This window comes from Paludisphaera mucosa (genome assembly GCF_029589435.1).
In the GTDB taxonomy this organism is placed as follows: Bacteria; Planctomycetota; Planctomycetia; order Isosphaerales; family Isosphaeraceae; genus Paludisphaera; species Paludisphaera mucosa.
This window is the reverse complement of record NZ_JARRAG010000002.1, coordinates 4,266,090-4,280,817: the sequence shown is the minus strand read 5'-3', so window position 1 is coordinate 4,280,817 and position 14,728 is coordinate 4,266,090. Positions and strand designations below refer to the sequence as shown.

Annotated in this window: 11 protein-coding genes; 3 read left to right on the top strand and 8 right to left on the bottom strand. The window is 67.7% G+C overall.

Annotated features, from left to right (window positions below):
* Positions 1-66 precede the first annotated feature (66 nt).
* Positions 67-504: a hypothetical protein gene (locus PZE19_RS26485; protein ID WP_277863607.1), complete on the top strand. Its 438-nt coding sequence runs from the start codon at positions 67-69 to the stop codon at positions 502-504.
* 106 nt (positions 505-610) lie between these two features.
* Here the strand turns inward: PZE19_RS26485 and PZE19_RS26480 are convergent, their stop codons facing one another.
* Positions 611-1,693, bottom strand: coding sequence for a TPM domain-containing protein (locus PZE19_RS26480; protein WP_277863606.1), 1,083 nt, complete (start codon positions 1,691-1,693; stop codon positions 611-613).
* Between the two features lie 184 nt (positions 1,694-1,877).
* On the bottom strand, positions 1,878-2,159 hold the full coding sequence (locus PZE19_RS26475; RefSeq protein ID WP_277863605.1) for a hypothetical protein: 282 nt from the start codon (positions 2,157-2,159) through the stop codon (positions 1,878-1,880).
* Between the two features lie 183 nt (positions 2,160-2,342).
* Between PZE19_RS26475 and PZE19_RS26470 the strand changes: the two genes are divergently transcribed.
* Complete coding sequence (locus tag PZE19_RS26470) at positions 2,343-3,824, top strand: hypothetical protein (protein WP_277863604.1); 1,482 nt, start codon at positions 2,343-2,345, stop codon at positions 3,822-3,824.
* Positions 3,825-3,867: 43 nt separating this feature from the next.
* On the opposite strand, the gene PZE19_RS26465 is transcribed toward PZE19_RS26470, so the two are convergent.
* From PZE19_RS26465 to PZE19_RS26455, 3 genes are all read right to left on the bottom strand, one after another.
* Positions 3,868-4,662, bottom strand: coding sequence for a class I SAM-dependent methyltransferase (locus PZE19_RS26465; RefSeq protein WP_277863603.1), 795 nt, complete (start codon positions 4,660-4,662; stop codon positions 3,868-3,870).
* 85 nt (positions 4,663-4,747) lie between these two features.
* Positions 4,748-5,341 (bottom strand): SMI1/KNR4 family protein, encoded by a 594-nt coding sequence (locus tag PZE19_RS26460; RefSeq protein ID WP_277863602.1) that lies wholly within the window; start codon positions 5,339-5,341, stop codon positions 4,748-4,750.
* Positions 5,342-5,377: 36 nt separating this feature from the next.
* Complete coding sequence (locus PZE19_RS26455; RefSeq protein ID WP_277863601.1) at positions 5,378-7,624, bottom strand: glutamine amidotransferase; 2,247 nt, start codon at positions 7,622-7,624, stop codon at positions 5,378-5,380.
* 801 nt (positions 7,625-8,425) lie between these two features.
* Here PZE19_RS26455 and PZE19_RS26450 point away from each other — a divergent pair.
* Positions 8,426-9,772, top strand: a complete 1,347-nt coding sequence (locus PZE19_RS26450) for an NPCBM/NEW2 domain-containing protein (protein ID WP_277863600.1) — start codon at positions 8,426-8,428, stop codon at positions 9,770-9,772.
* A 406-nt stretch (positions 9,773-10,178) separates the two neighbouring features.
* Here PZE19_RS26450 and PZE19_RS26445 read toward each other — a convergent pair whose 3' ends face one another.
* From PZE19_RS26445 to PZE19_RS26435, 3 genes are all read right to left on the bottom strand, one after another.
* Positions 10,179-12,401 (bottom strand): BatA domain-containing protein, encoded by a 2,223-nt coding sequence (locus tag PZE19_RS26445; protein WP_277863599.1) that lies wholly within the window; start codon positions 12,399-12,401, stop codon positions 10,179-10,181.
* A 5-nt stretch (positions 12,402-12,406) separates the two neighbouring features.
* A complete protein-coding gene (locus tag PZE19_RS26440) occupies positions 12,407-13,303 on the bottom strand; it encodes a DUF58 domain-containing protein (RefSeq protein ID WP_277863598.1) in 897 nt (298 codons plus the stop codon).
* Positions 13,304-13,467: 164 nt separating this feature from the next.
* A complete protein-coding gene (locus PZE19_RS26435; protein ID WP_368411385.1) occupies positions 13,468-14,433 on the bottom strand; it encodes an AAA family ATPase in 966 nt (321 codons plus the stop codon).
* Between the last annotated feature and the right edge of the window lie 295 nt (positions 14,434-14,728).

Below are 14,728 nucleotides of genomic sequence, written 5' to 3'. Positions count from 1 at the left end.
CACCCGCCTCAATCGCCCCGCCACGGTCGCCCGACCCCGCGGGAGCCCTAGCGTATGGAGCTGAACGTGAATATCCATCGTTTCAAGGTCTCGCTCGCCCTCCTGACGTTCCTGGGATTCGGCTATCTCGTCTACGACTACGCCTCGCAGGGCGACGATTCGCTCCAGGGCCTCTCCGGATACGTCCGCATCGACGGCAAGCCCCTGGCCAAGGGGATGGTCCGGTTCATCTCGGTCGACGCCACGCACCCCTGGGCCTTCGGCGGCTACGTCAAGGACGGCCGCTATGAAGTCCCGGCCGAGTACGGCCTGGCCCCGGCCCGCTACCACGTCGAGTTCAGCAGCATCCGCAACGACGACGTGAACAAGATGATCGCAGCCCGGGGCCGCGGCGAGGAGATCGAGCTCAAGGAAGAAGTCCCCGCCCGCTACAACCTCAACAGCGAAGTCCAGATCGACCTGACGTCCGGCAGCGTCCTGGAAGCCGACTTCGACCTGCGCTGAGCGGGGATCTTCCGCCGTTCGAAAGCGAAGACGCCCCGACCGGGCCGGCGGCTCGGTGGGGCGTCTGTTTGTTACGAGGTCCGCAGGCTCGGGCCGCTTCGGCGGATCACCAGCTCCCGCCGTCGTCGCCTCCACCGCCGCCCCAGTCGCCGCCGCCGGAGCCGCCGCCCCAGTCGCCGCCTCCCGAATCGCCCCAGGACCCGCCCTGGCTGTCATCCGAGCCGCCGATGATGGCGTCGCCGCCGTCGGGGGAAGTGGGGCCGAAGTCGTCCTGGCCGGTCATCGGGGTATAGCTGGAAGCGTCGCTGTGATGGCCGGAATTCCGGCCCGAGAACTGGTCGTAGATCCAGTTCCCCGCCATCGCGCCGCCGATCCCGCCCAGCATGCTGGAGAAGAACCCGCCGCCCCGGCCGCCATAGCCGCCGCCGTAGCCGGGCCCGCCCATGCCGGGTCCGTAGCCCGGGCCGCCCATGCCGGGGCCCGGTCGGGGCATGCCCTGAGGATAGCCGGCCTGGCCGCCGCCGAACGCCCCGCTCAGCAGGCGGACGACGAACAGGACGCCCAGGATGCCCAGGGCGATCATCAGGAGCGTGCCGAACCCGAACTGGGCGCCCTGCTGCGCCCGGCGCTCGACGACCACCCCGCCGCCCGGGGCGGGAGCGGCCGGCACCAGCCTTCGCGGCCCGGCCGCGCGGGCGGCGGCGACGGGCTCGTCCGGCAGCGCGGCGTCGATGGCCGTCGCCGCGGCGGCGAGGCCGCCGTCGTAGTCGCCGTCCTTGAACGGGGCGACGAAGGCCTCGCGAATCGTCCGGCGGGTCGACTCGGGGAGCACCCCGGCGAGCCGCTGACGCACCAGCACGTGGGAGAGCACCTTGTCCTTCTTCGAGAGCAGGATGTAGATCCCCTCGTCATGGAGCTCGGCGTCGCGCTTCTCGGCCAGCGAGTCGATCGCGCGCTTCTTGGCCTCGATCGAGGCGTCGGCCGCGAGGCCGGGGATCGACTCGATGGTCTCGATGATGATCGGGACGCCGGTCTGCTTTTCCACGCGAGTCAGCTCGACCTGGGCCTTCTTCACGGCCTGCGGCGAGAACATCCCGGCCTGGTCGCGGACCTCGGCGGCCCGGGCGGGGGCCCAGGCGAGCGCGGCGGCGACCAGCGGCAGGGCGGTCCAGCGGAGAGATCGAAACATGGCCTTCTTCCTTCCTGGGACGGCCGCGTGGCCGCCCCTGATCGAACGTCGCCCGGATGCGAAGCCGTCTTCACGGAGCCGGCGGCGAGGCGAGGGTGGTTCGCTTCCTGCGACGGTTTCTTGCACGAATATGGTACGCCCGCATTCCCGGTCGGTTCGCTCGCGATCGGGACGGATGTCCCGTTCAGGTGGTCGCGACCTCGTCCAGCCGCGAGACCGCGACGACGTCGGCGAGCCGCAGCAGGACGCGGGTGCGGTTGTGGCGCACCCCCAGGGTCGCGGACTCGTAGGTGTAGACCTCGCGGGTGGCCGCCCCATGGCGGAAGTCGTGCAGGTCGGCGTCGCGCATCTCCAGGAAGAGCGGGTCGACGCCGGTCAGGACTCCCAGGCAGACGTAGGTGGAGATCAGGTCCACGACCACGACCTGGCCGATCAGCTCGCGGAGCATGGGGGATTCGTCGAACACGGCCTCACGCCCTCGGATGAAACATCTTGGAACTTCACTGTTTACAAACAAATTCCGCGCCGTTGGTTCGGCTTGACGAATTGTAGGACCCGGGATAACGTCCCGCCACCATATCCCCCTCAAATTCTCGACGCGACGCACGGGGCCGGCCGGCCGAAGGCGTCGTGATAGGGCCTAAGGGTCATGATCCAGTCGAATCGAACGCTCGTCGTCGTCGCCCTCTCCGCCCTGGGGCTCGCGGGCTGGAAGGGCCAGGATCCCGCCGAGTCGGACGAGCCCGCGGCGTCCCCGCCGGCGGCCGGAGCCCCGGCGCAGGCCGACGCCAAGCCGGCGAAGGCGCCGGAGAAATTCGTCCTGATCGTCGATGGCCGGCTCATCAAGGGCGTGGTCACCGAGGACCCCGAGGAGGACAAGGTCGTCGTCACCCAGCCCGTCGGGGCCATGCGGTTCCCCAGCAAGAAGGTCGAGCGGGTCTTCGACTCGATCCAGGAAGTCCACGCGTTCAAGCGCGAGCAGGTCCCCGACGACGACATCGACGAGCAGGTGAAGCTGGCCAAGTGGTGCCTCGCCAGCGGCCTCCAGGCCGAGGCCAAGGAGCACCTCGAGCTGATCCTGAAGCTCGACCCCAAGCACATGCAGGCCAGGGCCATGACGACCTCCATCCTGATGGAGGAGGCCCGGGTCTCGCGGCGGCAGCCGGTGGACGACCAGGTCCAGCAGACCGGCGCGGACGTCGTCGACCCCGCCCCCGCCGCGCTCGACATGGCGATCGTCCGCGGGGCGCGCCAGGGGATGGGCGTCAGCGACCTGCCGGTGGTCTTCGACCTGCCCCCCAACGCGGCGATCAAGCGGGCGCAGGAGTTCAAGAACTACGTCCACCCGGTCCTGCAGACGTATTGCGCGAAGTGCCACGACGAGCGCTACGACGGCGCCTTCCAGCTCGTCCACGTCCGCAAGAAGGCCGACCAGACCCCCGAGGCCCTGCGCGCCAACCTCGACGCCGCGCTCCGGCTGGTCGACCGCGGCAACCCCGGCCGCAGCGAGCTGCTGGGAAGCTCGCTGCGCCCCCACGGCAAGGGGCCGAACACCCGGCCCATCTTCCAGGGCTCGAACGACAAGGCGTACCAGATCCTCGCCGCCTGGGTAGGCAACCTCCGCGCCCGCCCCGTCGCCAACCCCCTCGCCGGCGAGGCGCCCAAGGCGGCCCCCGACGGCGAGGAGACCTTCGCCGTCGACCGCGGCCGCATCAGCCGGTCGTCGGTCGACGTCGACCCGATCGTCGGGGCCGGCGGCGCGAGCGCCCCGCCCGTCACGGTCCGCCGGATCGACGTCCCCCCCATGCGGTTCAACCCCGGCCAGGGCTGGGTCGACGACAAGAACGCGAATCCCGACGACGCCCCCGTCCCGTTCGCGGTCTCCGGCGTCATGCCCAAACTGCCCGGGCAGGCCGGAGCCGAGCCCAAGTCCTCGCCGAAGATCCCCCGCCCGAAGACCGTCGCCCCCGCCCCCGCCCCCGCCCCGGCCGAGGACGACGCCCCGCCCCTCCCCGTCGCCGACGAGGACGACGAGGTCCCGGCCCCGAAGCCCAAGAAGCCGGCCAAGCCCCTGAAGCTCGACCCGGCCCTCCTTCAGAAGGCCCTCCAGCAGAAGAACGGCAATCCCTGAGCGGCCCGACCCACGGCGCCCGACAAGTCGGGCGTCGCGGTCATCAGGGGCCCTCGCGCGAGGCGATCAGGGCCGACGCCGCGATAACCTCGCTCAGCAGGCCGTCGCGGGCGAAGGGCGTGATCGCCTCGCGCACCTCGGCGGCGAGGTCCTCCGCGCGGTCGCCCACCCGGGATCGCGCCACGCTCGACATCGAGCGCAGGCGCAGGACGAGCGCGTCGACCGGGATCGACGACCGCTCGAAGACGGTGATCCGCTCCAGCCTGCGGAAGGGCGAGTCCAGCAGCACGGATTCGTGGCCGGCCCTCCCGGCCCGTACCCGCTTGGCGACGTCGTCGGCCGCGTGCCGCGCGACGATCTCCTGGAAGGTCGCGAACCAGGCGTTGTCGGGGACCGTGGGGTGGTCGTCGTGCAGGAAGGCGACCGCGCCCTCGGGCTCGATCATCGCGTCGAGCCGGCGCAGGGTCTCGGCCCGGTCCATCCAGTGGAACGAACGCCCCATCGCCACCAGCCGGAAGGTCCCGAATCGGGGCCCCAGGTCGTAGGAGCTGGCCTGGACGAACTCGATCTCCCGCCCCGCCCGCTCGGCCTCGCCCGCCGCGATCTTGAGCATCTCGGGCTCCGGGTCCACCGCGACCACCCGCCCCACGTAAGGCGCGAGGGCGATCGCGATCTGCCCCGGCCCGCAGCCCAGGTCCATCGCCCGATGCGACCGATCGAGCCCGCAAAGCTCGACGATCCGTCGGAACAGCCGCGGCGGATACACGGGCCGGCCCACCAGATAGCTGGCCGCCGCCGTCTTGAACCGCCGGGGATCGAACGGGATCACGTCCATCATCGATCCGTTCCCAGGGTCGGCTTTTGACATCCCAAGGGTGTACCCGTCCACGGCTCGAAATGATATCGCGATTCAGGGGCCGGCTTTATCGGTCGGCCTTGCAATAGATGGGATAGCCGGGATTCCATTGCTTGGCTGAAGCCATGACCTGATCGTCATCCTTCGGCTGGAACCCATATTCATCTTCTTCCCACATTCCTGATTCCAGCGTAGTCACGAACGCTTCCAGCCACTTCTCCAGCGACGGGAATCGAATGACCCTGTCTTCCGAATCGTGATAGAAGTAGAGCAACTGGCCTGGTTTGCCGCCGAAGCTGCCGTCCATGTCCACGCACAGCAGATCGCCGCCATGGTGCGCCATGAAGGGGACCCACCTGGCATTCCACCGATTCTCCCCCTCGAAGCCGCCGCTCTCCAGCAGCTCGTTCATGATGGTCCGGCTCTCAGCCGCATCCTCCAGGCTTCGGAACATCGTGTTGTACTGGAAAGCGTCCGAGCAATCCGAACGCTGCCCGTTTCGCCATAAATAGAGATCCTTGAATGACTGCGGGACCCCGAACCCGAGCGAGTCTTCAAACGCGTCGAGTTCAGATTCCGTCCGCCCGGGGAGGAGCTGCTGATGATACCGCGGCCGGTAGTTTCGGAGCCACGCGTCTAATCGATCGACCAACGTCTTCATGAGTAGCGCCTCGACGTACGTCGGCGAGCCCCTCCCTCACACCCAGCCGTGGCGCTTGCGGAGCCACCATTCGAGGGTCAGGCAGAGGGTGAAGAGGAGGAAGAAGGGCCAGTTGTCCCAGACGCGGTGCTCGGTGGGGCTGACGTACTCGGTGAAGGCGGCCTTGTCGAGGCCGGCGAGGTGCTTGGCGAGCTGCTCGGGGGGGACGGGCTCGCCGGCGGTGATCTCGGCGATCTGGCGGGCCAGCTCGGGGTCGGCCGAGGGGTTCTCCAGCTCGCGGTCGTCCTGGTAGACCAGGAACCGCGCGGTGTCGCGGCCGACCTCCTGGCCGTTGCGGCGGCCGATGACCGTGACCTTGTAGTCGCCGGGCTTGCCGCGGGCGGGGTACGAGGCCAGCGACTCGTCGCCGCGGATGTAGTCCTCGACGGCCTCGCTCGTCGCCTCGGCCCCTTCGCCCTCGCGCTCGACCTTGACGTCGTAGTCGACGTCCTTGAGCGGGCCCCCCTTGGCGTCGCGGCCGGCGATGGTCATCTCGACGGACTGGCCCACGGCGGCGCGGCGGCGGTCGATGCTCAGCTTGATCTGGTCGCTCCCCTGGTTCTCCTTGTGCGAGAGCCAGAAGACGACCTGCCGCCAGAATTTGCGGTGGGCGGGGCGGCCCAGCTCGGTGCGGGCCCAGACCCAGGTGTCGCCGCCGTAGGCGATCGTTCGGCCGCGGCCGGTCTCGATCGAGAGCATCATCGGCTCGGCGTCGACGCCGTTGGCCGTGCCCAGGATCTCGGCCCCGCGCTTGGGCTCGCCGAACCGGTTCGTCCCCTGCACCGGCTTCAGCGCCTCCCAGAGCCTGGCGGTGTTGGCGGGGTCCGAGCCGATCTGCAGCAGGTAGCTGTTCAGGCCGATCGCGTTGGGCTTGAACTGCACGCCGCCGGGCGGCTCGATCTGGCCGTCGCCGGGATGGACCTCGACGGGGAGGACGTCGGCGATCTCGGTCCGGCCCCAGCCGCCGGGGCCGAAGCTGTTGCGGCCGCCGAGCATGATCATCCCCGCCGCGCCCTTCTTGATCGCGTCGGCCAGCAGGTGGTGCTGCCTGGGGGTCAGGAAGTCGGCCGGCATGTCGCTGACGACGTAGACGTCGTACCGGCCCGGCGTGAACTCGTCGTCGTCGAGCTCCCCCTTGTCGCCGACGGCCGGCTTGCGGATCAGGGCCCCCTTGACCTCGATGTCGGGGGAGGTGCCGATCGAGTTCATCAGGTACTTGTAATCCCAGGTGAAGTTCGGCCCCTGAACGAACAGCACGTTCAGGCCGCCGCTGAGGACGGTGACGAAGGTGCTGATCTCGTTGTTCGAGAGCACCAGCTCGCCCTCGCGGGGGGCGACCTTGAGCGTCACCTTCTTCTCGCCGGGCGTCTGGGGGATGTAGTTCAGGCCCGTGATGGGGACCGAGTCGGCCCCGTCGGGGACCTTGACCTGGGCCTTGGCGACGGCCGTGGGCTGGTCCTCGACGAACAGCTCGACGTCGAGCGTCTGGCCGCCGAACCCCCGCGCCGAGAGCGCGCCGCGGACTTCGAGCTTGTTCTTGACGAAGACCGTCGGGCCGGCGGTGATCTCGCGGACCGCGACGTCGCGCGAGCCGGCCCCCGCGCCCTGGGTGCCGAAGACGACCGTGGAGACCGGCGTCTGCTGGTCGCGGTACCGCCGCGCGGCGACCAGCGGGTTGGTTCCGTTGTTCGAGCCGAAGTCGGACAGGACGACCAGGCGGGCGATCCGTCGGGCCCCCTGCGCCTGCCTCTTGTCGATCTCCAGCAGGGCCGAGCCGAGCTGGGTCTCGCGGCCGTCGGGCTCGGGGGGCGCGGCGGCCTCCTCGTCGAGGTTGAGGTCGCGGACGGCGGAGTCGAAGCCGTAGGCCTTGACCTCCAGGTCGCCGCTGAGCTTCTTCGCGGCCTCGACGCCGGCCTTCAGGGCCTCGCGGGCCGACTTCCAGCGGGCCGTGCTGTTGGCCTCGTCCTGGATCTTCATGCTCGTGCTCGAATCGAGCAGGAACACGATCGACGCCGCCTGCTTCTTCTTCTCCTGGAGGATCACCGACGGCCGCAGGGCCGCCAGCAGGCAGAGCAGGAGCGCGAACAGCCGCAGCCCCAGGGCGACCCACCGCCAGCTCGCGCCAGGGCCGCGGAGCTTGCGCGCGTAGGCCGCGATCGTCAGGCCGACGACGGCCGCCGACGCCACGACGAGGAACGGCCACGGGGCGATCGGGTTGAGGCTGACGCTGAATCCTGAGTCCATGGCGTCGGGGGGACCTGCTGATGGGTGAGCGGGGGAGGCGTCCGGACGGGCGAACGCCCTGGGACGATTGTCTCATCGAGGGCCGCGCCGCGTCCAGGGCGGGCCGGCCGGGCCGAGCGGCCGACCTCGTCGCCTCGCATCTCGACGAGACCGGATGAGAAGCTCGAGCCAGACCGACCCGAAAAACAGCAGGGAGCTTGAGACGACCGTGATCGCCGGCCCGTAGACGACTTCGGCCCAGGGCAGACGGTCGGATTGGGGCGGCGAGAACACCTTCCAGAGTGCATGGACGCCGACCAGGGCGACGTACGTGACGGCGAAGGCGACCCCCGACACGCGAACGAACTGACTTGGAGTCGACGAGAAAGTCCTGGGTGTTCACCAGGATGCGGCGGCTCGAGAATCCGATCGCGGCGGCGGTCAAGCCCGTCCAAGACGTTCGATCTTAGCGAATCGGATGACCAGACGCCCCATGACCCCGGAATCCGTGTTGGGCCATCCTGATTTACAATGGCTCGCTTTGTGCCGTTGCGGTTAAGATGCTTCGGCGGGTGCGAAATTGCTACCAGCCGGTCCACCGGCTCCGCTCACTGTTTCCCAGGGGGGCACGATCGCTCATCAAGCCTTGATGGGGAATTCAGCCCACCAGTGAAACATTTATGGAATCAATATATGAGTTTAAGTGTAATACGTTTTGCCTGCTTCGTTGCCCTCTGTTCGTCAGCCTCAAGCCTCTCTTTCGCGGCCGATCCGCCAGATTGGCTCACGCCTCAGGAGCGGCAGTTTTTCACGATGCTAGGCATGCGGGCGAAGATCGACGATCGATTCGAGCGAAAGCCGCCTGATTTTCGAATCATGCCTCAGCTCGTCTCGGAAGCAAAGGACCCGCTCCGTCAGGATCTTAATGCCATAATCAAGGCGAACGACGACGCATTCGCGTCGCCGGACGAGTTGACGCGATACATGAATTTGTACCTACAGGCTAATAATGTTGCATACAATGGTGCCGGGCCTGATCTACAGATGGTCAACAATGTAAGAGGTGCCATGCTTGAGAATTTGGTCTCCACAGCCTTTGGTATGGAGCCTGATGCATTCGTAAAGAATATGATGTCAACCATGAATCGAGAAATCGGCCGCAGCGCCCAAGCACAGGCAATCGCAGTTGCGAATTCACGTGCGCAGCAGGAGGCGGTCAGGGAAATGCAGTCGATGGAACGCTCTCACGCTGAACGCTGTTATGCCGCAGGTCGCGTCGTGAACAAGTCGATATCAAACAGTATGGAAAAAATTGCCAGCAGGAACAGAAGAGTTCAGTGGCTAAAGTGCGAATTCGTTGTGATCGATAGAAACAAGGAGGTCGTGCTCAGGCTGTCCAATAGCGATCGGGATGTCTCGGACTCTCTCGTGCAAGTCACGACGAGAGGGCCGAGGATGCCGCGTCAAGAGATGGTCGACGCTTCAACCACGGGCGTTTTCGTGCTTCCGCCCTTCAAGTCGGGTGAAGTCGTCTCAATCCCGTTGGGCTTCTCAACGGGTATGGCGGCCGGAATAGACGAGGTCGACATAACTCTATTTGGCCCAGAAGGATGGTTCGTACTCGAAGACGTCCAGGGTGTAAATCGCAGGCAGAAAAAGTTCAAAAAGCTAAATCAATTCGTCAAACGGAAGGTCGAGTCAAAAGACGGTCTTGATCTACGCGCGATTCCGTATGAAGGGCTCACTGGTCCGGAATCCTGGTTCTCGAACAACGGCATGATTGAATTACCTTCCCGACAACGGCGACCGATCCTCATGAATGGGCTGCGGATTCGCGGTATCGCAACCCGGCTTTTTTCGGGTGACGGCGAAGTTACATATGCGATTAACGGCAACGCGAACCAATTCAAAGGTTCAGTTGCATTGTGCCGCATGCCCGACGAAAAATGGGAGAAGCCTCCTGGGCCTTTGGTTTTCCAGGTTCTCTCCGGCGACCGCTTGCTCTGGGAATCGCCGCCGGTAACCAAGTTCGACGAACCGATCGCATTCGAAGTCGACGTGAGCGGGGTTCACCATCTACGGTTACGAGCTGTACCTAGAGGCGGTGAGGAATTCGTCCCTGTCTGGCTTGATCCAGTCTTGACGGTAGATCGCTCTGCCAAGAAGTAAGATTCTCCATTCTGACCTCAGGTAAGTTCGACGCAGGAACACATCGGAATTCGGCCCTTTCCGCTCGACCGAGCTCGCGACATCAACTTTCGCTTGATTAATACGGTCAAAATGCCCTACTCTCCGCCTGCGCCGTGCGATGAAGCCCGGCGGTAGAATGTGCGTGAACTTCTCAGGGCTGGACTTGTGTCGATGGGTCCGGCAACGCGGCGCGGGCCCCCTCCATAGGCCGTTTGCAGGATGTGGCGGGGGGACTTGCTCGTGTTCACATCTCAATTCTACACCCCCGAAGTCGACGCCGGTTCACTGGTTTTCTACAGAGCAAACTGCCTTTCTTTCGGCCCCACTGGCGTGCCCCCGAGCCGGCCGGAAAAACCCCATGCGTCGGACGGCCGAGCCCGGATGCTCAGGCGGCGGCCGGGGCCGGGGCCGAAGACCCGGTGGGCGTGATCGTCGGGCCCGTGGCCTCCTTGTAGAACGTGTTGGCCAGGTAGTTCTCGGCTGTGACGAGGATCAGGATCAGGAACATCAGCCAGGGGAAGATCTCGTGGCCCACGCGGATCAGCTCGGTGACCTTCTGGAGCGCCTTGTCGTCGCCGGCCAGGGCGTAGCCCTCCTTGCCGAAGAGGGCGTCGAGGTCGGCCTTGTCCAGGTCGACGAACTGGCTCTCGGCGCGGGGCGGGTTGAGGCTGAAACCCATGAGCGCCTTCTTGTCGCCGGGGCCGACGGCGGCCACCGTCCACTGGCCGAGGAGCTGGGGCGCGGTGAGCTTCAGGGGCTCGCCGGCGGGCGGGGGCGACGTCCGCTCGGTGGTCTTGCCGTCGGGGCCGGTGACGAGCACGTCCTGGGGGTGGGCGTCGGGCCCGAGGTTCAGCATGACGTCGTCGCCGGCCTCGAAGTCGAGGCGGTCGCCGCTGGAGCCGGCGAGGTAGGGGATCGTCAGGTTCATGACGACGGGGAAGGCCCAGTAGCTGGAGTTGGGGAACTCGTTCCAGGCCGCGGGGTCGGACCGGCGGACGCGGCGGGCGAGCGGGGTCGCCCACATCAGGACGCGGCCGGTGCGGGCCCCCTTGAAGTTCCGCTCCTGCAGCGCGGGGGCCCCGTCGGCGAAGTTCAAAAGCGTCCGGCCCGGGCCCCCCGCCTGGATCTTCCAGTAGCGGTAGACGGGCATGACGGCGAACTGGGCGTCGATCTCGCGGGCGTAGCGGTCGAACATGGGGTGGGTGACGTCGGCGATCTTGCCGAAGGTCGTCCCCTTCCCCGGCGGCGAGGCGGCCTCGGCGAGCTGCGCGGGGAGCACCTGGCCGGCGACCGGGCCGTTGTAGTTCTCGGCCTTGCAGCGGTCGCCCAGGCCGACGACCAGGCCGCCCCCCTCGTGGACGTAGGCGTTGATGAGGCCCCAGGCCGCGGCGTCGAGCGCCTCGACGTTGAGCAGGAAGACGGCCGCGTAGCCCTTCAGCGACTCGCGGTAGCGGGTCGCCAGGTCGGCCGCGCGGGTCGTCTCGGTCTGGTAGCTGCGCGCGGCGCCGGGGGCCTGGTCGGGGTCGAGCGCCACCGAGACGAACTCGGCGTCGACGTTCAGGTCGGAGACGAGCAGGACCTTGAGCGCCGGGCGGACCTCGAAGCTGAGGAACCGCTGGTCGTCGAACTTGAGCGGGTCGGGGGCCCCGGTGACGCGCAGCTCGGCGCGGTGGACCTCGCCCTCCTTGAGCTTGGCGGGGGTGAGGAAGCGGACCTCGGCCTGGCCGCCGGGCTGCAGCTCGACGGGCTTCTGGTCGCGCTTCACGCCGTCGAGGTAGAACTCGACGATCCGCTCGGCGGGCTTGGGGCCGTGCGCGCGGAGCAGGCCGCGGACCTCGACGGGCTCGCCCTGGGGGGCGACGTTCGCCGGGAGCGTGGCCTCGTCGAGCGAGACGTTCTCGCGCTCCGGGGGGCCCAGCCGGAGGACGACCGTGGCGATCTTGCCGCCGGCGGACCCGGCCTTCTCGACCTTGTCGAGCCCCTCGGCGGGGCGGCCGGAGTCCCACGCCGACTTGGTCAGGTCGGTCAGGACGTAGACCTCGCGGCGGGGGCGGTCGCATTCGGCGACGGCCGAATAGACCTGGCCCATCGCCATGTTCAGCGGGCGGTTCACCGGCCGCACGGCCAGGTCGTCGATCCACTTCCGCGCCGTGGACGGCGAGAGCCCCACCGGCGCGCCCGGGTCGGCCGAGTTCACCGCGAAGACCAGGCTCGAGTCGGGGATCCGGTCGATGATCTCGCGGGCCCGCTCCTTGGCCTGGTCGAGCAGCGACTTGTCGTTCTGCATGTAGCCCATCGACAGGCTGGTGTCGAACACCAGCCCCAGCGCCGTGGGGACGGAGTCGTCGCCCAGCGGGGTCTCGGAGTGGAGCCGGGGACGGGCCAGCGCCAGGGCCATCAGGGCGAGCAAGAGCATCCGCGCGGCCAGCAGCAGCCAGTTCTTGATCCGCATCTTCTTCTTCGAGCGCTTCTGGCGCTCGCGGATCAGTCGGAGGGCCGGGAAGACGACGTGCTTGGGGGTCGGCTTCATGAACAGGTGGAGGATCACCGGGACCGCCGCCATCGCGGCACCGGCGGCGAGCCCCGCGTGCATGAGCGAGAATTCCATGGGCGTCAGCCTCGCGCCTGCCGGGACAGCAGGTAGGACATCAGGGCCTTGTCGAACGGCATCCCCGTGTGCAGCGGCACGTAGTCGATCCGGGCGCGGACGCAGTCGGTCTTGTAGGCGGCGCGGAAGCCCGCGACCTCGTCCAGATAGTCGGCCTTGATCGCGTCGGCGTCGACCTCGAGCACCTCGCCGGTCTCGTTGTCCTCCAGCAGGACCATGCCTTCGAACGGGAAGGCGGCCTCGGCCTCGTCGAGGATGTGGAAGACGATGACGTCGTGCCCCGAGAACCGCAGCCGGTACAGGGCCCGGCGGATCGGCTCGGGGTCGGCGAGCAGGTCGCTGAAGATCATCACCAGGCTGCGATGCCGCATCATCGAGGCCACCTGGTTCAGGCTGGCCTCGAAGTCGGCCTCCCCCTCGGGCTTGAGCTGCGCCAGCAGCGAGAGGATGTTCGCGAGCTGCGACCGCCGGCTCCCCGGCGCGAGGCTGCGGCGGACCTTCTTGTCGAACGCGACCAGGCCGACGGGGTCCTGCTGGTGGATCATCAGGTAGCCGAGCGCCGCGGCCAGGCTGATCCCGTACTCGAACTTGGTCAGCTCCTGGCGGTGGGTGTAGCCCATCGACGCCGAGAGGTCCATCACCAGGTAGCCCGTGAGGTTGGTCTCGGCCTGGAACTTCTTGGTGTAGAAGCGGTCGGTCTTGGCGAAGACGTTCCAGTCGATGTCCGAGATGTTGTCGCCCGGGCTGTACTTGCGGTGCTCCGAGAACTCGACCGAGAAGCCCTGGAACGGGCTGGCGTGGAGCCCGGCGATGAAGCCCTCGATGATGAACTTGGCGCGCAGGTCCAGCCGCGAGACCTGGCGGATCACCTCGGGCTTCAGGAACTTCTCGGCGTTACCCATCGGTGCTCCGCGGGGGTGGTCGCGACGCGCAAGGCCGGCCCGCCGCCCGGCGCCGGCCGAGTCTTCCGATCGCGCAAGGCCGCCGCCCGTCTCGTCCTCGGGCGCGGCGGCTTCCCCCTCATCCTACGACGAGCGGGGCCGGATCGCCCAGACGCAGGGGCGAATCACGCGCCTTTTCGCTCGTATTTCGGCGTCTCGGGCTCGCGGACCTCGGCGACCAGGCGCTGGATGAGCGACTCGGTGGTCTGGCCCTCGGCCTGGGCCTGGAAATTCACGCTGAGGCGGTGGCGGAGGACCGGGATCGCGACCTTGCGGACGTCGTCGAGCGAGACGCTGTAGCGGCCGTCCATCGCCGCCATCGCCTTGCCGGCCAGGATCAGGTTCTGGCCGGCGCGGGGGCCCGCGCCGTAGTCGACCAGGTCCTTGATGAACTGGGGCGCGCGCTCGTCGGCCGGCCGGGTGGCCCGGACCAGCCGCGCGACGTAGTCGACGGTGTACTCCGACGCCGGCACCGAGGTCACGAGCCGCTGGAGGTTCACGATCGCCTTGGCCGAGAGGATCTTCTTCAGCTCGGGCGTCTCCCCCTTGGTCGTCCCCGAGAGGATCTTCTTCTCCTCCTCCAGCGAGGGATAGCCCACCCGGACGTCGAACATGAAGCGGTCGAGCTGGGCCTCGGGGAGCGGATACGTCCCCTCCTGCTCGATCGGGTTCTGGGTGGCGATGACGAAGAACGGGTCGGGGAGCTTCAGCGTCTCCTGGCCGACGGTCACCTCGCGCTCCTGCATGGCCTGGAGCAGGGCCGCCTGGGTCTTGGGGGGCGTCCGGTTGATCTCGTCGGCGAGGATGATGTTCGAGAACAGGGGGCCGGGGACGAACCGGAACTCGCGACGGCCCGACTCGGGCTCCTCCAAAACGTTCGTCCCGGTGATGTCCGAGGGCATCAGGTCGGGCGTGAACTGGATGCGCTTGAAGCCGACGTCGAGGATCCGCGCGATCGAGCTGACCATCAGGGTCTTGGCCAGCCCGGGGACGCCCACGAGCAGGACGTGCCCGCGGGTGAAGATGGCCGCCAGGATCAGCTCGACGACGTCGTGCTGGCCGATGATGACCTTGCTCAGCTCGGCGGCCATGACGTCGCGCGAGTGCCGAAACTCGTCGAGGAGCTGCGTGATCCGGTCGGTCGCGTTGGACATCCGGTGGTCCGTCTTCTAGGGTTCGAGGGGGGGCGAGGTTGCGTGGCCGTCCGCGCCCGTGAAGGCGTGGGCAGTCCGCAATTGTAGGGCGTCGCCGATCCGGGATTCAAGCGACCGCGGCGACGCTCGTCGCGGATCTCGACGACGCCCAAGAATCCGGCGGCCCGCCCAGGTCCTCGACGCGCCGAAGCCGCCCGAACGTCCTCCCGGACCCGTCGCGAGGGCGCCTCGG

Bases quoted from the DNA above. Each gene is read 5' to 3' on its own strand.
- PZE19_RS26480 (WP_277863606.1), bottom strand. From the start codon at position 1,693: ATGTTTCGATCTCTCCGCTGGACCGCCCTGCCGCTGGTCGCCGCCGCG.
- PZE19_RS26470 (WP_277863604.1), top strand. From the start codon at position 2,343: ATGATCCAGTCGAATCGAACGCTCGTCGTCGTCGCCCTCTCCGCCCTG.
- PZE19_RS26465 (WP_277863603.1), bottom strand. From the start codon at position 4,662: ATGATGGACGTGATCCCGTTCGATCCCCGGCGGTTCAAGACGGCGGCG.
- PZE19_RS26460 (WP_277863602.1), bottom strand. From the start codon at position 5,341: ATGAAGACGTTGGTCGATCGATTAGACGCGTGGCTCCGAAACTACCGG.
- PZE19_RS26455 (WP_277863601.1), bottom strand. From the start codon at position 7,624: ATGGACTCAGGATTCAGCGTCAGCCTCAACCCGATCGCCCCGTGGCCG.
- PZE19_RS26450 (WP_277863600.1), top strand. From the start codon at position 8,426: ATGCGGGCGAAGATCGACGATCGATTCGAGCGAAAGCCGCCTGATTTT.
- PZE19_RS26445 (WP_277863599.1), bottom strand. From the start codon at position 12,401: ATGGAATTCTCGCTCATGCACGCGGGGCTCGCCGCCGGTGCCGCGATG.
- PZE19_RS26440 (WP_277863598.1), bottom strand. From the start codon at position 13,303: ATGGGTAACGCCGAGAAGTTCCTGAAGCCCGAGGTGATCCGCCAGGTC.
- PZE19_RS26435 (WP_368411385.1), bottom strand. From the start codon at position 14,433: ATGGCCGCCGAGCTGAGCAAGGTCATCATCGGCCAGCACGACGTCGTC.